The organism is Thermococcus sp. LS1, from assembly GCF_012027395.1.
Taxonomy (GTDB): domain Archaea; phylum Methanobacteriota_B; class Thermococci; order Thermococcales; family Thermococcaceae; genus Thermococcus.
In genome coordinates this window covers 677700-701046 of record NZ_SNUJ01000001.1, presented here as the reverse complement: position 1 = coordinate 701046, position 23347 = coordinate 677700, and the positions used below count along the sequence as shown (strand labels likewise).

The following is a 23347-nucleotide window of genomic DNA, read 5'->3' as shown; positions in this document are numbered from 1 at the left end:
TTGTCAAGATGCCAATGCTTCTTGGTAAACTTTTAAATGCTTTTTAGCAGTAACTTCCCATGAGAACTCTTGTGCTTTCTTAAGGCCTTTATTCCTAAGTTTTCTTCGGAGTACATTATCTACAGAGAGGGTATACATAGCTTCAGCTATTTCGTTTAGGTTATATGGATTAACTAATAATGCCACACCCTCGCCTAATTCTCTTAGGGAGAACACATTAGACGTTATTACCGGAGTCCCAGATGCCATGGCCTCTAAAATTGGAAGTCCAAAACTTTCATGAAATGATGGAAAAATAAAGAATTTTGCCCCGCTATATAATTTTGGTAAGTCTTTATTTGCAATAAATCCTGTAAAAATAACATCATCTTGAATATTTAGCGATTTTGTTATATCTTTAATAATGGTAGGTTGTTTACCCCCAATTACTAATCTATCTGGGATTCTATATTTTTTCTTAGCAACGGCAAATGCCTTCAAAACTCCCACGAGATTTTTCTTTGGTTGATATGCACTTAGGTGAAAGATATAGGGTTGATTAACCCCATACTTTTTGAAAGTTTCTTCTAGCTCTCTTTTATCGCTTATTGGTCTAAATTCATCAGACACTCCATGATAGATGACTCTGATTTTATCAAGAGATATGTTAAGATTTTTAGCAATATTATATTTTTCGCTATGTGAAACAGTGATAATTGTAGCAAGTCTATCTTTAATTAGATGCCATTGTAATACCTGAGTAAAATCAAACATTTTCCTAGCTAAATCATTTTTTCTATAAAAGTAAGACTTTGGCAACGCTAGATTTGCCATACCATGGTTTGTAACAACAACCTTAACTTTGGAGAATGCAAGGGGAATAGGCGGAGCGGGCCTACCAAGGAAGGGCACATGGACAACGTCTATTTTCTTCTCGATAATCTTTGATTGGAGTTTTCCACTATAAATTGTTTGCCTCATAAGTATCTTAGAAAAAGATAACATGTTGACCTGTTTCATAATCGGCACTAAATTATCCTCTGGAGAGATATCTTCAATTATCTTTCCCGTAAAGAAATCGATAAGAAATATCTCAAAATCATCATTGGTTATCTTGACTAATTCAGAAATTAAATTATTCGTATAATTTGCAATGCTCACACCCATTGGGTTTATTGCTACCCCCACTCGCATAAGAATCCCAAGAAACTGTAGATAACATTTCACTTATAAAAGTTGCCAACTAAAACAGGAATTTAAACATAAGAGGACTTGAAGTACCCTCTCAGAAGCGTGTATTCCCAGCTCAATTACCAATCTAAAGTGCAACAGAAAAAATTTTAATAGCTCTCGACAAGAAATAGAATGGAGAGAAGATAAGGAAATACGCAGAGCAGTTTACTTGGGAAAGAGTTGCAAAGAGAATATTAGAATTATATGGGAGGGGACTGGATGAAAAATAAAGTGCTTCTACTTGTTATATTTTACTTTTTGCTCTTTTCTATCTCTTGGCTAATATCCTGGAACAGAACAAAACCCTATGTTCGCCCAGAAATATATTTCATTATTCTCTCTATCATGGGCATCATTACCTTAATCCAAGTACTTATGTCTCCAAAGAGCATGCCCAAATTTTGTAAACTCGTACTTTTCTCTGAGATATTTCTCTTATCTGTCTCATTCAACATTACTCAGCAGTTGTTATACCAAACAGTCACAGGCAGGGATCCTTGGGGGCATTGGATATTAACGGAAACAATAATACGTACAGGGCATATTCCCTCCTTTAATGAGATTCCAAGTCCTTATGTGAAGATACCAAATTTTCATATTTTAATTGCCACCTATATGCTAATATCTGGAATGACGTATAAGTGGGCCTCATATCTGGTAGCAGGGACCGGAACCTTACTGCTAGAGTTTTTTATAATATACCTTCTGACAAGGTCACTGTTTAAGGAAAATATTGCTTTTTTGGCTATGCTGTTTGTGGCGGTCTCTGATGTTGTCCTATGTATGACGGGAAAGAATATCGTACCTAATACAGTTGGCATAGGACTCACGCTTTTGCTCCTATATCTGTTTATACAGCAAGAAAAATTGATAGCGCATCTTAAAGGTAAGTTCTTAGTAGTGATACTGATTCTGGGACTCGTTTTCACTCATACTATTAGTTATGCATTTGCATTAACTCAACTAATACTTTTGATAATTTTAGACTTTGTTATCAATAAAGATAAAGAGTCGGTTCGCGAAAATCTTTGTTGGACGCTGGTGTTCTTTGTTATCGCTATATTTGTGTGGGCATTTGTATCAGGTTTTTATTTTGAAGGAGCTATTATGAGGATTCGGTGGTTCTTTGTTGCGGGAGATGAGGGCGTACAACAGTACGTACAAAATCTTACAGTTCCTTTTGTTTATGTTATACTTGCTAGGCTAGGTATGCTACTACTGTTTGGAACCGGTAGTATCGGTATTCTAGCAATATTAACTGGTAGGAATAGACATAACTTCAAAGTAATTAAACTTGCGATAGTTTCCGCATTCTTTATTGTTACTGGTATAGTCGCCCCATTTATACCCACTTTCTTGGGGATTAATGAGAGATTGTGGTACTATGGAGAGGTCCTAGGTAGTGTATATACGGGCTATTTAATTTCACGAGTATGGCAATCAAAGAGGTTTAGGTTGATAAAACGATCCTTAGTTATGTTCTCAGCTTTTGTGATTATGTGGCTAATGTTTACTGCGTCGATCTCAAATGATGATAACCCAATTGTTAAAGAGTACACAATAAGGACAGGATGGTATGATTCAGAAATTTTAACGGCAAAGTTTGCAATAACAAGATCTTCACTTCCAATAGCTACCGATATTGATTTTCAACATTTTAGTTCGATTAAAGTAGGAATGCTTAATGAGAGCTTTAGAAAAGACCCTATTTGTAATCTCAAGACTTTTGATGATATCATCAGAAACGGTGACTGTTTAGTCTTAATGCGAATGAATTTGATCCAAGAGAGATACTTTGTCTTGGGTAAAGGGTATTCTCAACGAGCATACTTGCCTTTTGGTGCAGAAACTAAAAGGGTTCTTGCAAGAATCATTGCATTTAAAAACACTATATATACTACGGGGAACACTATTGCCGTTGTTTAATTTATTCTAAATTTGCTGAGAAGATAATAAAACATGGCTAAATCTTTGTTCCTCATAGCCCGGAGAGGTATAAGCAGAGTATTAATTAAAATCTGGTAAATATATATCAATAGAGGAAAGTTTGCCTTAATAAACTTAAAATACCCTTCGAATACTTTAACACTAACTTTGGCTTTTTTTCGTGAAACACCAACTTTATGCCAGACTTTAGATTTAGGAACATAAACAACTCTTAGTCCTTTTTGCCGAGCATTTATGCCAAGTTCAACATCCTCATTTCCAAAAAAGTAATTGGGATTTAGCCACCTAAAATACTTTGTATTCATCATCAAAGCTGCACCTGAGATCCATTCAACATCTTCTGGTAGAAGATCTTCTTCAGAATCTCGAACTCCTGTTTTATTAGATGAATATACCCACACCAACCACCAATGTATACTTCCGCCAGAGGACCATATAATGTCATTTCTCCCATAATAATCATAATAATAAATCTTTGGCCCGACAATCCCAAGTTTCTCATCACTTTCGGCAACTTTAACTAATTCATCTAAAAATCTCTTATCCACAATAGTATCATTATTCAAAAGCAAAACATACTCTGGATTTAACACACTCAAAGCAAATTTTATCCCCACATTGTTTCCACCAGCAAAACCATAATTGCCTTTGTTCCTAATTAGAATTAATCTCCTGTTGACATCATATTTTTCATAGAGAGGTTTGTTGAATTTCCCTTGCCTTGCTTCGTCCTCACTTATTTCAAAAACTTTAATCGGTTTATTATAAGGGCTGTAATTGAAGAACTTTGAGTTAACCTCAATTTTACCTTCCACATACTCCTTAATTCTCTCTATTGAATCATCCTTGGAAGCATTATCCACCAAAATAACGTCATAGCTGGGATAAGTAATCCTGTAAAGCGACTCCAAGCACTCTACAGTGTCTCGCCACCCATTCCAATTCAAAATAATAATTGAAACACGAGGAAACACAGGGATCACCATCAACCTTTTAAGCATCGCTTCTCTTAAATCTTTTGAGATACTTAGGGGGAACGCTTATGCCAATTGGCAGAATAAATCTATGCAAAATTATTAATTTTCCAGTAGTCGCAGATTATCGGGGAAATCTAACATTCATCGAAGAGAACAGGCACGTGCCTTTTGAAATTAAGAGAGTCTATTATTTATACGATGTTCCAACCGGTGCAACGAGAGGAGGGCATGCTCACATTAACCTAGAACAGGTGATAATTGCGTTAAGCGGTAGCTTCGAAGTAATAATCGACGATGGGTACAAAAGAAGAAGTGTTTTCCTTAACCGGCCTCACTATGGTTTGTACATTCCTCCGGGGATTTGGAGAGAATTAGTAAACTTCTCTTCAAATTCAGTGGCTTTAGTATTAGCTTCAATGCCCTATGATGAGAAAGACTATATAAGAGACTATGAGAAATTCAGAAGAATGGTAAGGGAGGGATTTTGGGATGAGTCTGATAAGAGAGTTGCAGAGAAAATATCAAGAGTGAGAGCTTTCAAATAGCAAAAAATGAGGGATTAAGCATGAAACGGACCAATATTTTAGTGACTGGTGTGGGTAGTACTACTGCAATATCTGTAATTAAGGGACTAAGGAGACAAGATGAATATGAAGTGTTCATTGTTGGTACTGATATTAATGATTATCATACCATTGCTGGGGCTCAGTTCTGTGATAAGTTTTTCAAAGTCCCGCCTGCAAGTAAGGAAAGGGAATATATTAAAAAACTAATGGACATTATCAAGTCAGAGTCAGTAGATTTAGTTATTCCGATAGTCGATATTGAACTTGAAGTTATCTCAAGAAACAAGGAAATGCTTGAAAAGTACACTACAGTCTTAGTTTCACCGTATGAAACTGTTTTGATTAGTAATGATAAATATAGGACATACAAGTTTTTTCTAGAGCATAACATTCCTACACCTAAAACAATATTAGTCAAATCCAGCATTCCTAGAGAAATTTTAGCTGAAATTTATAAGGCAGGTATAAGTTTTCCCGTAATTACAAAACCCAGAAAGGGAGTTAGTAGCAGAGGGGTATGGGAGATACATAACGAAGATGAGATAGTTCTTATAAATAGGGTCAAGGATCCAATCATCCAAGAAAAAATCTTTGGGCAGGAATACACAATTGATGTTTTTTCTGATGGTAAAAAAGCCATAGCAGTTGTTCCTAGGAAACGAATTGAAACAAGAGCTGGCATTTCCTACAAAGGAGAGACAGAATACGATGAAAGCCTTATCTCTCTTGCTAAAAAAATTGTCAAAAAACTAGAAATATTTGGACCCGCCAATATTCAAATAATCAAAAACAAAAAAGAAATAAAAGTGATAGAGATTAACCCAAGATTTTCGGGAGGTCTCCCCCTAACAATAGCAGCAGGTGTTAATACACCATTATTAGCTGTTAAATTGGCGATGGGAGAGACTTTGAACCCTATAAATAGGTTTAAAAAGGTAAGAATGTGTAGATATTGGGAGGAGGTGTTCTTTTATGGAGACTGACAAACTAAAGTTGGAAAAAATTGCCGAAAAATACGATCCAAGTTCCCCAGAAAACGATTTCGATTTTTGGCTCATACAATTCGATTTCGAAGCCTTACGTAAATTCTTGATTGGCGAAAAAGTTATTGAGATGGGCTGTGGTAGAGGTGTTCTGACAGAAAAGTTGGCAAGAGTATGCAAAGAGCTTATTGTTGTTGAAGGCTCTAAAAAAAATATCGATTACGTAAAGGAGAAACTAAAGAGCTATTCAAATATAAGGTTCTACCATTCATTATGGCAAGAGTTCAAATATGAAAAGAAAGATATAAGCGATATAGTGTTTTTCTCCGGATTAGAACACATAAGCAAAGATGACGCAGAAAAAATCCTATGTACAATCAAAAACTGGCTCAGACCCAGTGGTAGATTGCACATTGTAGTCCCGAATGCATATTCACTACACAGGAGAGTCGCTTGGTATATGGGCATCATCGGTGATGTCCATGAATTCAGTGAGAGAGATAAGTTACTTGGACATAAACGAGTATACGACAGGGAAACTCTGTTTAAAGAGCTCAAAAAGTGTGGGTATAAAATAGTACATTGGGAAGGCATATTTCTGAAGCCATTGCCGAACTCCATGATGATGCAACTTAACGAGAATATCATCAGGGGATTCTATGAAGTTGGCAAGGAATTACCAGATTACTGCGCACATATCTACGTGGTGTGCGAAATATGAGGAAAGTAGTATTTTTCGATTTGGATGGAACATTGCTCGATACTTCCTATCGGCACTATAAGGTTTATCTAGATATCTTAAGCATGTATGGAATACGCAAAGTGCTTCCAAAGGAATCTTTTTGGGCAGAAAAGAGAAAGGGAAAGAAAACTACAGAACTCCTGCCAGAACCATCTAACTCAGAACTACAAAAGGAATTTGCAAAAGAATGGATAAATAGAATAGAAGACAAGACTTATCTTGTTTATGACAGACCTTTTGAGGGAACTTTAAACCTCCTCTCAGTATTGGAGACCAAAGCGGATCTCGTATTAGTAACTCTACGAAATAATAAGAGAAATCTTTTTTGGGAGCTTAATCGATTTGGATTATTAAAATATTTCAAGGCAGTATTAGTGGGAAATCCTCTAAAAATGCAGAACAAAACACCATTGCTGAAGGATTATATCGAAAAACACTCTAAGAGTTCAGCCAAGGGAAAATTTATACTCGTAGGGGATAGCGAGGTGGACATATCCTCCAGCAAAAAACTTGAGATCCCCTGTGTTGCAGTAACTTGGGGCATAAGAAGTAAAGAATTTTTAATAAAATTACAACCAAACTATTGCGTTGAGACTGTCTCCGAACTCCAGGACATTTTAATATCTGAACTTGGATGGGGGAGTAAGAAATGATACCATTCGTTGACCTGCGGAGAGAATACCAAGCTATTAAGGACGAAATAGATCAAGCAATACAGCGAGTATTGGAAAGTGGATGGTTCATTTTAGGGAAGGAACTTGAGGCTTTTGAAAAAGAGTTTGCTGAGTACATTGGGGTAAAGCACGTAATCGGTGTGAATTCTGGTTCTGATGCATTATACTTAGCCGTTAAGGCTCTTGGTATTGGCAAAGGTGATGAAGTTATAACTGTTTCTCACACGTTTATATCAACGGTGGATGCTATTGCAAGAAACGGTGCTAAGCCTGTTTTTGTGGATATCGATCCAGAAACATATACTATGGATGTAAGCCAGATTGAGAAAGCTATTACAGAAAGAACAAAAGCAATTATACCGGTTCATTTGTATGGCCATCCCGCAGATATGGACCCCATAATGGAAATAGCAGAGAAGTATGAACTGTATGTAATAGAGGATGCCAGCCAAGCTCATGGGGCTGAGTATAAAGGGAGAAAAGTCGGTAGTATAGGGCATATAGGATGTTTTAGCTTTTACCCTACTAAAAACCTTGGGGCTTATGGTGATGCCGGTGCAGTAGTTACAAATGATGACGAGCTTGCTGAAAAATTAAGAATGATGAGAAATTATGGTTCACCCAAAAAATATTACCATAAATTCATTGGAGTCAACAGCAGGCTTGATGAAATTCAAGCAGCAGTGCTTAGGGTAAAGCTAAGACATTTAGACGAATGGAATGAGAAAAGGAGAAAGATTGCTAAGTTGTATAATGAGCTTTTAGAAGATTCTGATGTAATTACACCCATTGAAAAGGAGTGGGCCAAGCATGTTTATCATCTTTACGTAATAAGGCATAGAGAACGGGATAAGTTACAAAAGTATTTGACAGAGAAGGGAATAAAAACCCAGATACATTACCCTGTTCCAGTTCATCTCCAAAAAGCTTACCTTGATCTTGGAATTAGAGTGAAGTTACCTGTTACGGAGAGAATTAGCCGGGAGATACTGTCACTTCCAATATTTCCATATTTGACAGATGCCGAAATTGAGAAGATAGCAATGGTGGTTAAAAATGCGTCCAACTGTTAGTGTTATCATGCCGTCTTATAATCACTCAAGGTTTATTGAAGAGGCTATCCAGAGTGTTTTAAATCAAACATTTGACGATTTTGAATTAATTATCATAGATGACAGCTCGTCTGATAATTCTCAGGAAATTATACAAAAATTTGCTGAGATTGATTCAAGAATAAAGCCGATATTTCACAAAAAGAATATGGGAATAGCTCGAACTTTAAATGATGGACTTAGAGCTTCCAAAGGGGAGTTCATAGCATTTATAGCATCAGATGATGTTTGGGTGCCAAATAAATTAGAGGTTCAGTTGGAAATTTTAGCCCGCAATGAAGACTTAGTGGTATGGAGCGAAGGGGAAATCATTGATGCTAATGGTAATCCTACCGGACAAGCTTTTACTGAAAGACATAATGCAACGAATAGAAAAAAGAGTGGACGGATATTTGAAGAATTATTAAAAGGAAACTTCATTTTTGGCTCTAGTATGATATTAAAAAGAAAAAATCTTGATAAAATAAGATTTGATGAAAGTCTAAAATATCTCAATGATTATAAATTTGTTGTTGACTTAGCATGGAAGTATGAATATCACTTTATTAAAAATCCCCTTGCCAAATACAGAATACATGGAAGAAATACAATATTATCCGATAAAAAGGGATGGCTCATTGATGCTGTAAGGGTCAATAAGTATTTCCTAGAACAATATGGAGACAGAATATCGAGAAAACTAAGAGCGATGCTATATTATAGAATTGCTTCCGCATATGCTCAACTGGGAAATAAGAGAGCTGCCAAGCAATATTTGTATAAGATCCTCTCGACATATCCAGCATCATTATATTGGGGCATGCTACTAGTCATACTGCACACCAAAGAAGACAGTTTTATAAGAAACGTTCTTAGAAAATGGTACTTGTCGATTAACAAAATACTTCAAGAGGTGTAGCAAATGCGTGTTGTTGTAATAGGCCTCGACGGTGCAACATGGGAGCTAATAAAACCATGGGCCGAGAAAGGAGAACTACCAACATTTAAGAAGCTCATGGAAAATGGAAGCTGGGGATATCTGGAATCTACAATCCCACCAGTTACGGGACCTGCATGGGTTTCTTTTGCTACTGGTAAAAATCCAGGAAAACACGGGATTTTTGATTTTGTATATCTTGAAAATGGTCGCTTGAAGCTCCATACATCAAAGGATATCAAAGCGAAGCCGTTTTATGACTTTCTATCCAAAAAAGGGCTAAAAAATATAATAATAAGCCTCCCTTTATCATTTCCTCCTACCAGTGAGTTTAATGGAATAATGATATCTGACTTTTTGTATCCCCAACAAGATACTTTTCCAAGTTCAAAACGTCAATATCTTGATGGCCTTGATATTGTCCCTGACCTGACTAAAACACCCAAAAGAGAGTTGTTAAATGAGTTGATTCGGACATTAAAGAACAGAATAAAACTTGCTCAAACTCTATTTCTTAATGAGGAGTGGGATTTTTACTTTGTATGGATAGGTGAGACAGACAGTGTCTCTCATCATTTTTGGAAGGACTTAAAAGGGAATGGATATCTAAAAGAACAAGTAAAAGCTGTTTTTAGGATTTCTGACGAATTTCTTAGATGGGTTCTGGGTAATCTTCAAGAGAACGACATCCTAATCATAATGTCCGATCATGGATTTGGTCATTATCCATATGTAATTCATCTGAATAAACTGTTGAAAGATAGAGGGTACCTAAAGACTGTAATAAAAGATGTATCTCAAGATGAGACGCTCTCTAAGAGAATATCGGAATCTGGAACAAAAAAGAAAATAAGCTATATCAAACCCCCTAAAATCCTTCTTAAACTAGCAACCCATCCTATCCTAAAACCAATTTCGCGCAAAATCTATAGGCTGTTATTCAAGAGCAAACAGATAGGACTTGTCGAATCTGTAGATTTTAAAAATTCAAGGGCTTTTGTCCCTACTTCTGAATCGTGGAGTATATATTTAAACGTAAATGATACACATGAGAGAGAAAGGATTAGGAATGAATTGATAAACCTTCTAAACAAGCTGGAATTTAATGGCAAGAAAGTATTCAAACGAGTTTTCACAAGAGAAGAAATTTATTCAGGACCATTCGTTGATTTTGCACCTGACATTCTCTTTCTAACAAATGGATTTTTTGTTGATGCGGCGGTTTCTGTTGATAAATTAGTCGAACCTTATAAGCCGGCTTCATTTCATGAGTTGTTTGGTATTTTCTTAGCTTATGGCCCGGGAATTAAGAAAGGTCAAAGAGTCAATGCTAAAATCTACGACATCGCCCCTACAATCCTCCATATATTTGGCTTACCACTTCCGAACGATATGGATGGAAGAGTGTTAATGGAAATTTTTGAAGAAAATTCAGAGTTTGCTAAAAGAAAGCCAAAATACGTTGATCCAAGCTACTACGAGAAAAAACAAGAAGACGAAAAACTCAAAAAAGCAATCAAAAACCTAAAACTCAAAAGTAAAATCTAAGCGGAGATTTTCAGTTTAATTATCTCCTTTAATCTCCTTTTTTCATCTTCTTTAAGCATCTTATTCAACTTATCCACAAATATTGATGTAACTTCCTCATCTTTGATAGGATGCTGTTCAAAAGGATCTTTTTTAAGGTCAAAGAGCCACTGAACACCATCATCCGGAGCATAAAGAAGCTTATACCTCCCCAAGATCAAAGCCTTCTTCTCATACCCATAACCCGTAGCCTCAGAAAGCAAAGGCCTTTTCTTGTTTTTAACCTCAAACAAGTTTTGCCCATCAAAAGTTAGACTATGAGAAACACCCAACAAATCTAAAATCGTAGGCATAATATCAACGGAACTGACCCTGTTTTCGGTATAATACCCTTTTTTCTTAAGGGCACCATCAAACAAAATCGGCACCTCAATAATCTCATTAAAAACATTATGACCATGCCCACCCGAGTGTCCCCTTGGGTCATAAAAGTACTTTGCTTCAAGTTCTGCATGTTCCCAAAACTCTTCGCCATGATCCGCTGTAATCACAAGAATTGTAGAGTCTAACAAGCCAGAATCTTCAAGAAATACATAAAACTGCTCTATTGCATAATCAACGTACCTGAGTATGTTATCGTAGAGAAGGATTCTGTTTTCCCTATATCCCTCTTTATCCTCTGGTTTTTCTTCCACCTTCCCGAAATAGCTTTTAAATTCTTTGGGTGGAGCGAAAGGTTCATGTAAATCCCCCAAATGAACATATGCAAAGAAGGGCTTTCTTCTCTTTGTTATCCACTTCTTTAAATCGTTAAGCGGTTTTTCGGCAGGAGCGTCTTCTGGATAAATTTTGGGAATAATTCTCCCCTTTAAAGGAAATCTTGCAAGTCCAATCGTTGTTTCAAAGTAAACATCATAATCCAAAGCGAAGAATATTTCAGGCAAAGTTAATACACTCTTCCTAATTGGTTTGAAATATTTAAGATAATTAAGATGCCTGACTTTGCTGTGTATGTAGGCGTTATGATTATGTGGATACAATCCCGTTAAAATTGATGGAACCGAAGGATACGTCCACGGTGCAGCGGAAATTGCTCTAAACTTTACCTTCAAAGAATCTAAAAAAGGCGTTGTTTCTCTTTGATATCCAGTAAATGATAAGTTAGAATACCTAAGACAGTCTATTGTTAAAACAATCACATTTAAGTCAGGCTTATTTGAAGTGTCAACATATTTATTTATATTAATGCTTTTAATCCTCGAGTAGAACTCCTTCTTGGCTTTTCTTTCCTCATGTAGTCCGTAAAATTTAAATGCAATACTTTTAAGCATCTTATTCTTATTTACAATGTTTTTTGCAGCATTTATTATTGGCTTAAACACCATAGCACCTCCTTAATTTTAACCTCTAAACAAACCTCCTTAAAATTTTCTTTATTATCTTTAAATCAACTCCCAACTTCTTCTCTATCGCCAAAAACAGCTCAACGTCCTCTTTATCAACACTTCTACTAAGCAAAACCAAGAAGAAGTAAACTCCCAAAAACACTGCAAGGACAGGAATCGCATACCATATGCTTGGCACTCTCAGGTGCAAGCTCTGAATTAGTCCCAATAGAACAAAACTGATTACCAAAGGCTTCACGTAGTTCCAGCTGAAAGGATGGATTTTAGTCCTTTGATAAAGCCAGAGTGATCTAAACACATTGGCGACAAAATAGGAAACAGCCGTTGCAATGGCTGCTCCTACTATCCCGTACTCTGGTATTAAAAGAACATTTAGCAAGACGTTGGAAATAACTGCAAACGTATCTCCAATCATGTTGAGCTTTGGTTGCCCAATAACAACTAAGCTCAACCCATTCAATCCTAAAAATGTGTGAAACATAAAACCCAAAGCCAAAATCTGAAGCGCTGGAGCCGCTGAAACATATTTTGCTCCAAAAAGGAAGTAAATCACAGCTTCAGGGAATAGAAACATCATACTGAACAAGGGAAGAGTCAGTAGAAATGTCCATTTCGTTAATATTTGATAAGTTCTGCCCAGCTCCTTAAGCTTCTCCTGAGCATAGAGTCTTGATGCTATCGGGACATATAAAACCGAAGTTGAGGCTAAAAAGATGGGAATAAGTCTTGCTAAAGGAGCGGCGGCATTGTAAATTCCAACGACTTCAGAAGATTTATAATACCCCAACATCAGCGTATCCGTCCACGTCATTAGAAAGTTCAGAATGCCTGAAAACATTAATGGGATAGAGAAGAGAGTCAGCTTTTTTCCAATCTCCAAATTTAGCTGGGGTCTGAACTTAAGGAGCTCGATTTTCCACACGTTAAATGCCAGAGCCAAAAATGTCAAGCTCCACCCAACAACATAAGCAACAAAGACAAAAGTAAACGAGAACTTCAAAAATGCCCCAACCACAATGAGAACCAAAAACACCGTTGGATAAACTATGTTCTGAAAATACACCTGCTCCCTAACCCTTCCAAGGCCCCTTGAGATCGAGATCATCACAACGATTAACGCCCAAAAAGGCAGGGCAAAAACTATTATCCTCAGAGCATGAACCAGCCTTGCATCTTTGAAAACTTGAGAAATATTCCCCGCTTCTAAGAACAGGATTACCGTCCAGATTAAACTGTTCACAGCAACAATCACCAAAGCCGTTGAAATTAAATCCCTAACTCTTGAAGGTTCCCTCTCTTTATAAAAGGCAACTTCCCTAGGAAGAGCATTCTGAAATCCAAGGGTAGCTATTACAAGAGCTATGTTCAAAACAGTCAGAGCTAGATTAAACACTCCATACTCTGCAGTGGAAAAGTACCTCGCTATCACCGCCCTGCTTAAAAATCCAAAGAACATCGAGATCACGGTTCCTGTGAAGATTATTCCTGTCCCCCTGGCAATCCTTTGCAGTGCCTGGCTTGCTTCGCTCATGGGTTTCACCTGAACCGGTGTAGCTAAAACTAAATTTATTGAGTGAGTTTAGATTCTTAAGGTTATCCCGGGCTCAGGAAAATTCTCACAGAAGTGCTATAACTGACCTCCTCCCCCCTTATCTTCCCCCGGGTGTGAAGACCACTCAAATTCGGGCTGTTGTTTTCATCGACTTCTTCGGAACCTAACGTCTTCAGCGCTACACTCCAGATCCGCGGGTATTAGCATTTTAACACCTTCTTCCTTACACAGTTCCTTTGCTTTTTCAGTAAAGCCTGATTCCGAGAAGAAGAACATGACCGCAGATCCAAACTCTTCTTTTGCTTTCCTCACGAACTCTTCCACATCCCTGTAAGTTGCCGGCTTATTCCTCCACTTAACCTCGAGCACGTAAATCCTGTCACCAAAGGCAACACCATCAAACTCAACATCACCCCTCCGATAGGGCTTGAAATCAATGCCGAAAACTTCCCTCATCTTCTCCCTGACCACGGATTCTCTTGCAAGTCCAAGCTCCCTCTTCACCCTGAGATACTTCTCCTCCAGCTCCTTAATCAGCTCTTCCAAATACTTCTCCCGCCTGAGCTCCAGCTCGGTGATGCCAAGGTAGGTCTTTGCAAGCCAGAAACGCATGAGCTTGTCGGCAAAGTAATACTTTTCATTCTGCCTTACAATCAAATCCGTCCTCAAAAGGAACTTCAAATAGTTTGATACCTCACCACTGGGCTTGCCCAAACGTCTGGCAATCTCCGAAAGCCTCAATCCCTCTTCCTGAGCTAAGATGAGAAGAATCTGCTTGTGGACGGGTCCTCTGTAGGCCCTTGAGAGGGACTCATTGAAAACATATTCAAGGTGCATATAGATGTCCCCTTTCTCTGTCAATAGTTCAGTGAGAAAGGCATAGTGAACATCTTTCCGCCTGATCTTTTCAAAGCCCTCCTCAATTAAACGCCTGCACACAGCCAGAACATAAAACGGATGACCCTGGGTGAGCTTATAAATTAGTTCAAGTGCTGATCGGGAAGCTTCAATCCCTGCCCTTTCCAGGGTTGTTTTTGCAAGCTCTACTGCATCTTCTTTCGGTAAACCCTTCAGGTAAATCCGCCTGAACTGGCCAAAGAAGGGATTCTCCGGTGCCAGTATTTCTTCCATCATTCTAACGGCAGAGCCAGAAATGAAGTATGCAATGTTCCTCTGCTTTTCCGTAACAGCACGCATTACTTCCAAGAATCCCTTGAAATTAAGAACTTCTTGGAATTCATCGAGAATGAAAACAGCATTTTGTCCTGTTTTCTCCAGAATTGACTCCTGAATTTCAAAGAGAGTTTCGAGGTTCCCATCCTTGATTGCTCTAACTTCCCTATCAACGTCAAGCTTTGCTGACAGGATTAGCAGGTCATCCCAGGTTAAGAGCTCACTCCTTTCAATCTTCATTCCCAGTGTATTAGCAATTTCATATAGAAGCTCCCTCGTGTATGCAAAGATAAATGAGTCTAAGCTTCCAATCCGCTGTAAGTTTAAGTATGGAACAACTCCCTTGGCTTCCTCTCTGAATTTGAGAAGAAGTTCAGTTTTTCCAATTCTCCTCGGCCCGATAATAGCAACATTAACCTTCTCTCCACTCTTTAGTGACCCATAGGCAGAGTGTAACACCTTCAGTTCCACCCTTCTGTCAACAAACATGATATCACCCTTACAGATTTATGCATAAAACTGTAATGCATTAGAATTTAATACATTTTTGGTTATCCTGACTCGCCTCGCTCATGGGTTTCACCCGTAATTATGATGGCTTTGTGATGGCATTATGATGGCTTTGAGGGCTTTAATTTGTAATAAGTGCCCCTCCCAGTTGCTCCGATTTTTTCAAATATTCTCCTTTTAACAAGTTCTTTTAAATCTCTGGTGGCGGTAGCTTCCGACACTCCAAACAGCTTCTGATACTCCTTATTGCCAATCTTCCCCTTTTCCTTCACATAGAGCACAGCTCTAATCTGCCTGTCATTTAAACCCAGCTTTCTCAGGTAATCCTCTGTATAAATATCCTTCCTCAAAAGAACCACAAAAACCCCTCTTTGAACTCAGGTCTTCAACTTATCCAAAAAGTAGAAAAAGAAGGTCAGAATCTGTAATACAGACGCAGAAAGTAGTTTACATCCCATCCAAGATTGAATTTAGAGAAGAAGTTTATCCCCTCACTCCAAAGGAACCCAAAGAGATCATCGCACTAATTCCACAGGAAAAGAAACCCAAGTGGCTGGTGAGGGAATGAAAACATTAGTAGTCTCAGTTGATAGAAGCAGAGAAAAAAGGACAATCTATGCCTTGGTTGTGGTTAATTATGATAATCTAAAGGAGCTTAGAGAGAAGACCAGTTGGCTTAAACATATAGCTGAGCTTAGAAAGCAAGAAAAAAGAAGCTACATTTCAAAATTTCCACAAAGGTTTGCCCCTATTAAACCGCTCTTAGAATACGTATGGATAACTCCCTATTTTGATGATCTCTACAATCAAATGAGCAAATTTGAAAATAATGCTAGGGTCTTAATAATTGACGATGTAGTGTTATCAAAGAAACTTCGAGGATATCAAGACAGAAAGAACGTTTTTAAAGAAAGCATTGCCAAGAAAAGAAGAGAATTCCGTCACATTGTTCTTCTAACTGACAACATTGCATATATTAGTCGTGAGATTTACGAGAAAACTCCAAATTTAACAGCTTTCAAAAAGGAGCTCCGCAGAAAAGGAATATTATAAAAGAGACATCAATTATGAGCCCTTCTCACGGTGCATCCCCGGCTTCATGAGGGTCTGCCGAGGCCACCACTCAAAGGGCCCGAGCCCGATCATTCTCACGGGCTCAACAGTATATATGCACCAATCCTTTATAAAGTTTGCACTCACTTATCGAAGATAGATGTTATGTCCTCGTTTTCACTGATGTATGGTAGCCTATTCTTAGCCATATGAACAAACTTTCTGATAGTTTCCTCATCCAGATCTTCCAGAGTTGAAGGAGATGGCAGGGAGTCCCACGTAGTTCCGGATTTTTTAAGGAAAAACCTCTGCAGATCCTCCCAGCCCATCTCAACGGTCTGGGCACCGACTCTTCTGTAGTACCTCCCTCTAAAAGAGACTGGAACAGGGGATTGGGGAACTTCAATGATGACGATTTTCTTTCCATCAATATCTTCAACTTTTATGGATGGGTTTATTCCAAGGTTGTGCCTTATTGATCTGGCTAAGCTGTCCAAGTCTCCAGAAAAACCAAAAACTTTACCATCATTGCTAACACCGAGGAGCAGAATTCCTCCAGCAGTATTAGCAAATGCCGACAGCGTCTTATACAGGGAATCATTTAGCTCCCTCTTAAACTCAATAGTTTCACTCTCTCCATTCTTAATCAGGTCTTTAACATCCATTTAACCACCAGATGTAAAAAACGATTTGGGAAATTAATAGCTTTTTGGTTCTGGAGGTGCGGCGCGAAGCGCCGAGATAAAGAGGATAAAACGGGGTCTAAGGGGCGAAGCCCCTTTACCCAAAAATTAATTGATATTAAGTTGCCTCGCTCACGGGGTTCACCTTTTGACTCATTTGACTCACGATGAGTCTTTAGCCTTCGAAATGGGCCTGTTCAGAGTTTTCTTATCTTGAAATTCAAATTCTCGAAGTCCTCCAGATCCCACAGGAGCCAGCCCTCACCTGTGATGGCTTCCTTACTTTCAATGCCCTTCGCTATCAACCCGTAATACTTCTGCCAGTTTTCTAACCCAACAAGCCCACTTTTACGCTCTAAATCTTTTAAAACTCCCCTCGCCTCTTTCTCTCTCAACTCCTTCCACTTTACCTCCACCAGCAAAGCCTTATTTTCCCTTTTGTCCAGTGCAACGAGATCAATTTCCTCATTTTTATGCCACCACTTTCCGATCTTCGTAAACTTAAACGGCAGCCCCCCATGCTTGTTAAGTTCTATTAGAAACTCTTTGGCTGCTTTTTCGAAGGTCTTTCCAAGGTAGGTGTTAAAGTTCCTCAGGAAGTCCTGAACTGCCGGCTCGGGGTTGAGCGACTCTATATCCTCATAGTGCGGACTGACGAAGCGGTGGTAAAAACGGAAGTATTCATCTTCTATAACATAAATCCCCCTCTTGGCTTTCCTCTCTGTTATTGGAACCTCACGACTCACAATTCCAAGATTTGAGAGCACCCTGAGATATGCAGACAGGTCTTTGGCCTCCATCCCAACGTACTGAGCGATCTCGTTAAGCCGGGTTTTTCCCATGGCTATGGCCTCGATGATCTGCATGTATCTGGTTGGATTCCTCAGTTCCTCCATGAGGAGAAGCCTCGCCTCGTTGAAAAGAAATGCACTCGGGTCAAAGAAGTTGTTGATAATCTCATCATCGCTCCCCGTTTTGAAGAATTCCATGTATTTAGGAATCCCCCACGTGACCCCATAGAGTCTTAAAAGCCCCTCAAAGTCCTTTCCAAACCATTCGACCATATCGAAGAAGCGGAATGGTTTGACCTTCAGAACCCCACTTGCCCGCCCATAGAGGGGGCTCTTGTAGCTGAGAACCTCACGCTCCATCATTCCAACGCTCGAACCGCAGAGGATAATGGTGATCTCTGAACCCTCAAGCACTATATCCACTACCTCCTGAAACTCGGATGTAACACCCTTGTCTGCCTCTATTAAGTAAGGGAACTCATCAAGAATCACCAAAAGCTTCCCCTGCCCTCTTAGGAACTTAAATGCATCCCTAAAGCTTTCGAATCTTACCGGAGCACCAATAAAAGAACTTATCTCGTGAGAAAATCTCTCGAGGTCTTTCTCATATCCCCTCTGGGAGCAGAGAAAATATATGCCCCTTTTGTTCTCCAAGAATTTCCTCAAAAGGGCAGTCTTTCCCACCCTTCTTCTCCCGTAGACCACAAAAAGTCGAAAGCCTCCCCTCCACGCCCTCTCTAGGACTTCGAGCTCTCTCTTCCTATTTACAAATTTTCGAATCATGATTATAATAATCATGACTCGAATATTTAAATATTTTGGTTTTAGCAACCTGACCTCCTCCTTGCCTGAAGGGCGAGGCTTTCAAAGAAAAATGTAAAGCCTGACCTGCCTCGCTCATAGGGTTCACCTTTTTTGCATCTTTTGCATCATTCTTGCTTCATTTTTGCATCATATAATACGTGCGGCGCGTAAGCGCCGAGATAAAAGAGGATAAAACGGGGTCTAAGGGGCGGAGCCCCTTTGTTCAGAGACGTTTAGAGATACCCCTTCTCTCCCAGATACTCCTTCAGCCCTTCCCTCCAGCCCGGCATCCTCAGGCCAAGTCCATGAAGCCTCGCGTTCTTCAGCGCAGAGAACCTCGGCCTCCTCGCCAGTCTGTTAAGCTCGCTCGATTTTATAGGCTTCACTTCAACGTCCCAGCCCAGGATCTCAAATATCGCTCTGGTGAACTCATACCACGAGCAGTATCCCTCGTTGACCATGTGGTAAACGCCCCACTCGGGCCCAATCTCCAGAAACTCCCTCAGAGTCCTAGCGACGTCCATCGTGTATGTCGGACTCATGAACTGGTCGTCAACTATCCTCAGCTCCTCCCCGCGCTTTGCCTTCTCAATGACCCAGTTGACGAAATTTCCGCCCTTTCCACTCGCCCCCGCCTTCCCATAAAGGCTTGCAACCCTGATGATGTAATACTTCGTCGAATAATTCCTCGTGAAAATCTCGCCGGCGTACTTGCTCGCTCCGTAGACGTTTATCGGGTTCGGAACGTCGTCCTCAGTGTATGGTTCTCCCTTCTCGCCGTCAAAGACGTAGTCCGTGCTGATGTAGACGTTGATTGCATCAATCTCACTGGCAACTCTGGCAACGTTCAATGCCCCTATCGCGTTCACCGCAAAAGCTTTCTCCGGATAGAGCTCCGCATCGTCGACCCTCACGTAGGCGGCGGTATTGATGATGACGTCGGGCTTCAGCTCTTTCAGCACCTTCAGGGTCTCGGGAACTGTAACGTCTAAGTCTTTGTGGGTCAGCGGGATGACCTCAAAAGACGGGTCTTCCCCAAAGACCTCCACCAGGTCGGTTCCAAGCTGGCCGTTGGCCCCGATTATCGCCACCCTCACGGGACATCACCAAGCCTAGTTATCTCCTCTGGATCACTGAGAAGAGATATCCCTTCATTCTCACAGGCATTGGCAAAATCGCTGTCAAACGAAATTAGATATTTGACGTCGTAAAACTTACAGGTTGCGAGAATGAGTGCATCATTCGGCAGCAGGCCGTATTTTATCATGTACTCAACGGCAAGGGTTTCAACAGTCCTGTTTATTTCCAGATTAAGAAAAAGTTCAAAAAGCCTTGAGAAGTCCAGGAGCTCCTCCCTCAGGTTCCTGATAATATCGGGGTTGTGTTTGAGTGTATACGGGCGTTCGCCAGTTAATGCCCTTAGGTACACCATAAGCGCCTCACTGAACACTATGCTGTTAGAATACAGGACGTCAAACCTCTCCCTTAAGTCGAGGAGGTCAATATTGCCTCCTAGGTGCTCAATTATTACGTTGGTGTCCACGAAGGCCGTTAGATGGCCCATTCCTCTTCGACCTCTCTGAGGAGTTTTTTAAGATCCATGTCCTTGAACTTTCCGTGAAGTTTCTGGACACTGTACTCTATAATAACCTCCCGCTCAACGATTCGTTTCAGCCGCTTGAGGTCAATCGTCTTCAGTATCTCGTCAGGGATGTTAAGCTCAATGGCGATTTTTCCCATATCCAACCACCGTCGGTGTATTTTTTATCATAGCGTTATAAAATGTTTTGCGATAGTAGTGTCTCAGAACACCCATCCCTTTTCGATGGCCTCCCTCAGCGTTGGCCACTTTCTGTCCTTCTCCGAGACTATGGGGTCATCAACCGGCCAGTCTATGCCTATATCCGGGTCGTTCCATATTATTCCGCCCTCATAGTCAGGGGCGTAGACGTTGTCAACCTTATATACGACCTCGGCAACGTCGCTCAGCACTACAAATCCGTGGGCAAAGCCCCTCGGAATGTAGAGCTGGTATTTGTTGTGCTCCGAGAGGATTACCCCCACCCATCTGCCGAAGGTCGGTGAGTCCCTCCTTAAATCAACGGCGACGTCGTAGATAACCCCCCTAACGGCCCTCACGATCTTGGCCTGGGCGTAGGGCTCGCGCTGGAAGTGCAGGCCTCTAAGCACTCCATACTTTGATTTCGAGTGGTTGTCCTGGACGAACTCCCCTTTGATTCCGGCCTTTTCAAAATCCGATTTCTTGTAAGTTTCCATGAAGAAGCCCCTCTCGTCCTCGAAGACCTTGGGCTTGATCAGGATAACATCAGGGATTTCCAGCCTTTTAAATTCGAACGGCATAACATCACCTCATCGCCTGAAGTGGCGTGACCCTACCGATATCGGTTGCATCAAAATCTGAATCGTAGCTGACTATGCGGAGGCCGTATTTACGGGCCAAGGTGTACTGGTACGCATCGTCAAAATCGAGGTGGAATTTACGGGAGGCTTCAACCAGGGATTCAAAATCAAAGGGAGTGAGTCTCAGCAGGGAGAGCCCACCGCGCAGGAGAACGTCCTCAACGAACTCCCGGAAGACCCCGTGTTTCTTCTGCTTGAAGAGTATTATCCCTATTGAGTAAACCGAGAAATCCGAGACGGCAAGCTCGCTGGGTGGAGTTTCTCTAAGGAACCTCTCCGCGTTATCAGCGTTTTCCTGATCAAGAAGGATTTCAAGGAACACGTTGGTATCAACTAGATACATCAGCCCCACCATTCAAGGGCCTTGTGCTGAAGCTCCACGGAAGTGTACTTCTTCCTGAGCTCCTTCAGCCCCCCGCGCCATCCAAACTTCATGGGGGAGCGTCTCCTGCGCGCGTTCCTCTCTAGGAGGAACTCGATGTAGTCCAGCACCTCCTCCTTGAGGTCATCTGGGAGCTGCTGAAAGAGCTTGTAAGCGTCCTCCATCACGTTCACCATCCTAAACATTCTCGCGGAACTTAATTACTTTTTCTTTTGAAAGCCTCGCCCTTTAGGGCGGGAGGAGGTCAGCTTTTGCTTACTGCCAAGTGATTAATAACCCATCTCATTCAACCAGTTCGAGTCTGAGCTCGGGGGCGACATCCTTTACCAGTAAGAAATGCCGGTCCTTTGTTATCAGGGCCATGCCTCTGGAGATTGCAACGGCGGCTATTATCACGTCCACGGCGGGAACAGGGGTGCCTGCCTTTACAAGTTTCTCAGAGAGCTTAACGGCCAGGGCGTATTCCCTGGGAGAGGGTATGAGGACTCCCAGATCCAGAGAGACTCCCTTCGGGTACTCCACGAGATTGAGTGTGGTTGTATAGCCGTCCCCGGGGTTCTCGCCGCTTTTAGCGAGGTCGATCAGAACGTTTGTGTCGTAGAGTTTCTTTTTGTCCTCTCCCATTCCAGATCCCTCATTTTCAGGTGGTACTTCTCGTAAGCCTCGTCCGGAATAGACTCTATTTCCTCAAGAGTCCCCTCTCCCAGAAGTTCTCTGAACTCCACCATGGACATCTCAGTTCGGGAGTTTTCGAGCTCATTGAGGTACTCGGCTATGGCTTTTCTCGCCACTTCGCTCCATTTGATTTCTGGGTGCTTTTTCATCTTGCGGTAGAGCTCCGGAGGTATTGAAAGGGTCATAGTTGGCATATCATCACCATACATAATTATGTGTATGCACATATTTAAATGTTCTCACCACCCCAGCTTCCACGGCGTCGGGTGGAGGACCTTCTCGTTCACCAGAGGCCTCCACCACCACTCGTTCTCAAGGTACCAGTTAACGGTCTTCCTGATGCCTTCTTCGAAGTTATATCTGGGCCTCCACTTGAGGTCGCGCGTTATCTTCCAGGAGTCGAGGGAGTACCTCAAATCGTGGCCGGGCCTGTCCGCGACGAACTCAATCAAATCCTCGCCTTTGTCCATCAGCTTGAGGATGGTCTTAACTACATCGAGGTTGGTCTTTTCCTCTCCGGCAGAGATGTTGTACACTTCCCTCGGTTCGCCCTTCAGGAGGACCCGCTCGATTGCCCTGACGTGGTCTTCGACGTAGAGCCAGTCCCTGACGTTCTGGCCGGTGCCATAGATGGGGATTTTCAGCCCCATACTGGCCCTGATTATCGTCTTGGGGATGAGCTTTTCCGGGAACTGATAGGGGCCGTAGTTGTTGGTGCACCTCGTTATGGAGGCGTTCAGACTGTAAGTCCGCGTCCAGCCAAGCACGAGAACATCACTGGCAGCTTTAGTAGCGGAGTATGGAGATGAGGGCATAAGCGCGTCTTTTTCGGTGAACGAGCCTTCCAGGATATCGCCGTAGACTTCATCGGTGCTCACGTGAACTAGTCTAACTTCAGGGTTCTCCTTTCTTATCGCCTCTAAAATGGTGTAAACACCGATGACGTTGCTTTTCAGAAAGTGCTCCGGACTTGAGATGCTTCTGTCCACATGGCTCTCGGCGGCGAAGTTAACCACCGCATCAACTTTCTTGATTAACTCCTTAACGAGCTCGAAGTCCGCTATGTCTCCCTTGACGAAGGTGTAGCGCGGGTCGTCCTCGATGTCTTTCAAATTTGCCGGATTCGAGCCGTAGCCGAGCTTGTCGAGGTTTATCACTTCCCAGTCAGGGTGCTTTTCCAGGATGTAGCGGATGAAGTTGCTCCCTATGAAGCCCATTCCACCGGTCACCAAGAGTCTCAT

At 41.1% G+C, this 23347-nt stretch carries 26 protein-coding genes; 9 read left to right on the top strand and 17 right to left on the bottom strand.

Features of this window, described 5'->3' with window-relative positions; translation table 11 throughout:
• Window positions 1–3: 3 nt before the first annotated feature.
• Entirely contained in the window at window positions 4–1167 is a 1164-nt protein-coding gene (locus tag E3E26_RS03730) for a glycosyltransferase family 1 protein (protein ID WP_167899946.1), read from the bottom strand.
• Window positions 1168–1431: 264 nt separating this feature from the next.
• On the opposite strand from E3E26_RS03730, the gene E3E26_RS03725 reads away from it, so the two are divergent.
• On the top strand, window positions 1432–3138 hold the full coding sequence (locus E3E26_RS03725; protein WP_167899945.1) for a hypothetical protein: 1707 nt from the start codon (window positions 1432–1434) through the stop codon (window positions 3136–3138).
• Here the strand turns inward: E3E26_RS03725 and E3E26_RS03720 are convergent.
• Entirely contained in the window at window positions 3135–4145 is a 1011-nt protein-coding gene (locus E3E26_RS03720; RefSeq protein WP_167899944.1) for a glycosyltransferase family 2 protein, read from the bottom strand. The genes E3E26_RS03725 and E3E26_RS03720 overlap by 4 nt on opposite strands.
• A gap of 56 nt (window positions 4146–4201) precedes the next feature.
• On the opposite strand from E3E26_RS03720, the gene E3E26_RS03715 reads away from it, so the two are divergent.
• Genes E3E26_RS03715 through E3E26_RS03685 form a run of 7 tightly spaced genes read left to right on the top strand, consistent with a single transcriptional unit; the run spans window position 4202 to window position 10677 of the window.
• A complete protein-coding gene (locus E3E26_RS03715) occupies window positions 4202–4681 on the top strand; it encodes an FdtA/QdtA family cupin domain-containing protein (RefSeq protein ID WP_167899943.1) in 480 nt (159 codons plus the stop codon).
• A gap of 20 nt (window positions 4682–4701) precedes the next feature.
• Window positions 4702–5685 carry an ATP-grasp domain-containing protein gene (locus E3E26_RS03710; RefSeq protein ID WP_167899942.1) on the top strand — a complete coding sequence of 328 codons (984 nt, stop codon included), beginning with the start codon at window positions 4702–4704 and terminating at the stop codon, window positions 5683–5685.
• Window positions 5675–6406 (top strand): bifunctional 2-polyprenyl-6-hydroxyphenol methylase/3-demethylubiquinol 3-O-methyltransferase UbiG, encoded by a 732-nt coding sequence (locus E3E26_RS03705; protein WP_167899941.1) that lies wholly within the window; start codon window positions 5675–5677, stop codon window positions 6404–6406. The genes E3E26_RS03710 and E3E26_RS03705 overlap by 11 nt, the downstream gene beginning before the upstream one ends.
• Window positions 6403–7080, top strand: coding sequence for an HAD family hydrolase (locus tag E3E26_RS03700; RefSeq protein ID WP_167899940.1), 678 nt, complete (start codon window positions 6403–6405; stop codon window positions 7078–7080). Before E3E26_RS03705 ends, E3E26_RS03700 begins: the two co-directional genes overlap by 4 nt.
• Window positions 7077–8174: a DegT/DnrJ/EryC1/StrS aminotransferase family protein gene (locus tag E3E26_RS03695; protein ID WP_167899939.1), complete on the top strand. Its 1098-nt coding sequence runs from the start codon at window positions 7077–7079 to the stop codon at window positions 8172–8174. The genes E3E26_RS03700 and E3E26_RS03695 overlap by 4 nt, the downstream gene beginning before the upstream one ends.
• Window positions 8158–9111 carry a glycosyltransferase gene (locus E3E26_RS03690; protein WP_167899938.1) on the top strand — a complete coding sequence of 318 codons (954 nt, stop codon included), beginning with the start codon at window positions 8158–8160 and terminating at the stop codon, window positions 9109–9111. The genes E3E26_RS03695 and E3E26_RS03690 overlap by 17 nt, the downstream gene beginning before the upstream one ends.
• A gap of 3 nt (window positions 9112–9114) precedes the next feature.
• Complete coding sequence (locus tag E3E26_RS03685) at window positions 9115–10677, top strand: alkaline phosphatase family protein (protein WP_167899937.1); 1563 nt, start codon at window positions 9115–9117, stop codon at window positions 10675–10677.
• Here E3E26_RS03685 and E3E26_RS03680 read toward each other — a convergent pair.
• From E3E26_RS03680 to E3E26_RS03665, 4 genes are all read right to left on the bottom strand, one after another.
• The gene (locus E3E26_RS03680) at window positions 10674–12041 is read right to left on the bottom strand and encodes a sulfatase (protein ID WP_206204311.1); all 1368 of its coding nucleotides are present in this window, start codon (window positions 12039–12041) and stop codon (window positions 10674–10676) included. The genes E3E26_RS03685 and E3E26_RS03680 overlap by 4 nt on opposite strands.
• 22 nt (window positions 12042–12063) lie before the next feature.
• Window positions 12064–13593 carry a flippase gene (locus tag E3E26_RS03675; RefSeq protein ID WP_167899935.1) on the bottom strand — a complete coding sequence of 510 codons (1530 nt, stop codon included), beginning with the start codon at window positions 13591–13593 and terminating at the stop codon, window positions 12064–12066.
• A 165-nt stretch (window positions 13594–13758) separates the two neighbouring features.
• Window positions 13759–15276: an ATP-binding protein gene (locus E3E26_RS03670; RefSeq protein WP_167899934.1), complete on the bottom strand. Its 1518-nt coding sequence runs from the start codon at window positions 15274–15276 to the stop codon at window positions 13759–13761.
• Window positions 15277–15398: 122 nt separating this feature from the next.
• Window positions 15399–15656, bottom strand: coding sequence for a DeoR family transcriptional regulator (locus tag E3E26_RS03665; protein ID WP_167899933.1), 258 nt, complete (start codon window positions 15654–15656; stop codon window positions 15399–15401).
• Between the two features lie 205 nt (window positions 15657–15861).
• Here E3E26_RS03665 and E3E26_RS03660 point away from each other — a divergent pair, with 205 nt between their 5' ends.
• A complete protein-coding gene (locus E3E26_RS03660) occupies window positions 15862–16350 on the top strand; it encodes a hypothetical protein (RefSeq protein WP_167899932.1) in 489 nt (162 codons plus the stop codon).
• Between the two features lie 143 nt (window positions 16351–16493).
• Here the strand turns inward: E3E26_RS03660 and E3E26_RS03655 are convergent, their stop codons facing one another.
• The 11 genes from E3E26_RS03655 to rfbB all read right to left on the bottom strand — a co-directional run bounded on the left by E3E26_RS03655 (window position 16494) and on the right by rfbB (window position 23347).
• The gene (locus tag E3E26_RS03655; protein WP_240911632.1) at window positions 16494–17015 is read right to left on the bottom strand and encodes a helix-turn-helix domain-containing protein; all 522 of its coding nucleotides are present in this window, start codon (window positions 17013–17015) and stop codon (window positions 16494–16496) included.
• 215 nt (window positions 17016–17230) lie between these two features.
• Window positions 17231–18622: an ATP-binding protein gene (locus E3E26_RS03650; RefSeq protein WP_240911631.1), complete on the bottom strand. Its 1392-nt coding sequence runs from the start codon at window positions 18620–18622 to the stop codon at window positions 17231–17233.
• Window positions 18623–18861: 239 nt separating this feature from the next.
• Window positions 18862–19725 carry a dTDP-4-dehydrorhamnose reductase gene (gene rfbD / locus E3E26_RS03645; RefSeq protein ID WP_167899931.1) on the bottom strand — a complete coding sequence of 288 codons (864 nt, stop codon included), beginning with the start codon at window positions 19723–19725 and terminating at the stop codon, window positions 18862–18864.
• Complete coding sequence (locus E3E26_RS03640; protein ID WP_167899930.1) at window positions 19722–20192, bottom strand: type II toxin-antitoxin system VapC family toxin; 471 nt, start codon at window positions 20190–20192, stop codon at window positions 19722–19724. The genes rfbD and E3E26_RS03640 overlap by 4 nt, the downstream gene beginning before the upstream one ends.
• Window positions 20180–20368, bottom strand: a complete 189-nt coding sequence (locus E3E26_RS03635) for a hypothetical protein (protein WP_012572811.1) — start codon at window positions 20366–20368, stop codon at window positions 20180–20182. The genes E3E26_RS03640 and E3E26_RS03635 overlap by 13 nt, the downstream gene beginning before the upstream one ends.
• Before the next feature lie 63 nt (window positions 20369–20431).
• On the bottom strand, window positions 20432–20989 hold the full coding sequence (gene rfbC, locus E3E26_RS03630) for a dTDP-4-dehydrorhamnose 3,5-epimerase (protein ID WP_167899929.1): 558 nt from the start codon (window positions 20987–20989) through the stop codon (window positions 20432–20434).
• A 4-nt stretch (window positions 20990–20993) separates the two neighbouring features.
• The gene (locus E3E26_RS03625; RefSeq protein WP_012572809.1) at window positions 20994–21392 is read right to left on the bottom strand and encodes a PIN domain-containing protein; all 399 of its coding nucleotides are present in this window, start codon (window positions 21390–21392) and stop codon (window positions 20994–20996) included.
• Window positions 21392–21595 (bottom strand): DUF2281 domain-containing protein, encoded by a 204-nt coding sequence (locus E3E26_RS03620; RefSeq protein WP_058938042.1) that lies wholly within the window; start codon window positions 21593–21595, stop codon window positions 21392–21394. The genes E3E26_RS03625 and E3E26_RS03620 overlap by 1 nt, the downstream gene beginning before the upstream one ends.
• 118 nt (window positions 21596–21713) lie before the next feature.
• Window positions 21714–22055 (bottom strand): type II toxin-antitoxin system VapC family toxin, encoded by a 342-nt coding sequence (locus tag E3E26_RS03615; protein ID WP_167899928.1) that lies wholly within the window; start codon window positions 22053–22055, stop codon window positions 21714–21716.
• A complete protein-coding gene (locus E3E26_RS03610) occupies window positions 22013–22300 on the bottom strand; it encodes a hypothetical protein (protein WP_167899927.1) in 288 nt (95 codons plus the stop codon). The genes E3E26_RS03615 and E3E26_RS03610 overlap by 43 nt, the downstream gene beginning before the upstream one ends.
• Before the next feature lie 45 nt (window positions 22301–22345).
• Window positions 22346–23347, bottom strand: coding sequence for a dTDP-glucose 4,6-dehydratase (gene rfbB, locus E3E26_RS03605; protein ID WP_167899926.1), 1002 nt, complete (start codon window positions 23345–23347; stop codon window positions 22346–22348).

Coding starts and splice junctions, on each gene's coding strand:
- E3E26_RS03725 (WP_167899945.1), top strand. CDS start 1,432: ATGAAAAATAAAGTGCTTCTACTTGTTATATTTTACTTTTTGCTCTTT.
- E3E26_RS03720 (WP_167899944.1), bottom strand. CDS start 4,145: ATGGTGATCCCTGTGTTTCCTCGTGTTTCAATTATTATTTTGAATTGG.
- E3E26_RS03715 (WP_167899943.1), top strand. CDS start 4,202: ATGCCAATTGGCAGAATAAATCTATGCAAAATTATTAATTTTCCAGTA.
- E3E26_RS03710 (WP_167899942.1), top strand. CDS start 4,702: ATGAAACGGACCAATATTTTAGTGACTGGTGTGGGTAGTACTACTGCA.
- E3E26_RS03705 (WP_167899941.1), top strand. CDS start 5,675: ATGGAGACTGACAAACTAAAGTTGGAAAAAATTGCCGAAAAATACGAT.
- E3E26_RS03700 (WP_167899940.1), top strand. CDS start 6,403: ATGAGGAAAGTAGTATTTTTCGATTTGGATGGAACATTGCTCGATACT.
- E3E26_RS03695 (WP_167899939.1), top strand. CDS start 7,077: ATGATACCATTCGTTGACCTGCGGAGAGAATACCAAGCTATTAAGGAC.
- E3E26_RS03690 (WP_167899938.1), top strand. CDS start 8,158: ATGCGTCCAACTGTTAGTGTTATCATGCCGTCTTATAATCACTCAAGG.
- E3E26_RS03685 (WP_167899937.1), top strand. CDS start 9,115: ATGCGTGTTGTTGTAATAGGCCTCGACGGTGCAACATGGGAGCTAATA.
- E3E26_RS03680 (WP_206204311.1), bottom strand. CDS start 12,041: ATGGTGTTTAAGCCAATAATAAATGCTGCAAAAAACATTGTAAATAAG.
- E3E26_RS03675 (WP_167899935.1), bottom strand. CDS start 13,593: ATGAGCGAAGCAAGCCAGGCACTGCAAAGGATTGCCAGGGGGACAGGA.
- E3E26_RS03670 (WP_167899934.1), bottom strand. CDS start 15,276: ATGTTTGTTGACAGAAGGGTGGAACTGAAGGTGTTACACTCTGCCTAT.
- E3E26_RS03660 (WP_167899932.1), top strand. CDS start 15,862: ATGAAAACATTAGTAGTCTCAGTTGATAGAAGCAGAGAAAAAAGGACA.
- E3E26_RS03655 (WP_240911632.1), bottom strand. CDS start 17,015: ATGGATGTTAAAGACCTGATTAAGAATGGAGAGAGTGAAACTATTGAG.
- E3E26_RS03650 (WP_240911631.1), bottom strand. CDS start 18,622: ATGATTATTATAATCATGATTCGAAAATTTGTAAATAGGAAGAGAGAG.
- E3E26_RS03640 (WP_167899930.1), bottom strand. CDS start 20,192: ATGGGCCATCTAACGGCCTTCGTGGACACCAACGTAATAATTGAGCAC.
- E3E26_RS03635 (WP_012572811.1), bottom strand. CDS start 20,368: ATGGGAAAAATCGCCATTGAGCTTAACATCCCTGACGAGATACTGAAG.
- rfbC (WP_167899929.1), bottom strand. CDS start 20,989: ATGCCGTTCGAATTTAAAAGGCTGGAAATCCCTGATGTTATCCTGATC.
- E3E26_RS03625 (WP_012572809.1), bottom strand. CDS start 21,392: ATGTATCTAGTTGATACCAACGTGTTCCTTGAAATCCTTCTTGATCAG.
- E3E26_RS03620 (WP_058938042.1), bottom strand. CDS start 21,595: ATGGAGGACGCTTACAAGCTCTTTCAGCAGCTCCCAGATGACCTCAAG.
- E3E26_RS03615 (WP_167899928.1), bottom strand. CDS start 22,055: ATGGGAGAGGACAAAAAGAAACTCTACGACACAAACGTTCTGATCGAC.
- E3E26_RS03610 (WP_167899927.1), bottom strand. CDS start 22,300: ATGCCAACTATGACCCTTTCAATACCTCCGGAGCTCTACCGCAAGATG.
- rfbB (WP_167899926.1), bottom strand. CDS start 23,347: ATGAGACTCTTGGTGACCGGTGGAATGGGCTTCATAGGGAGCAACTTC.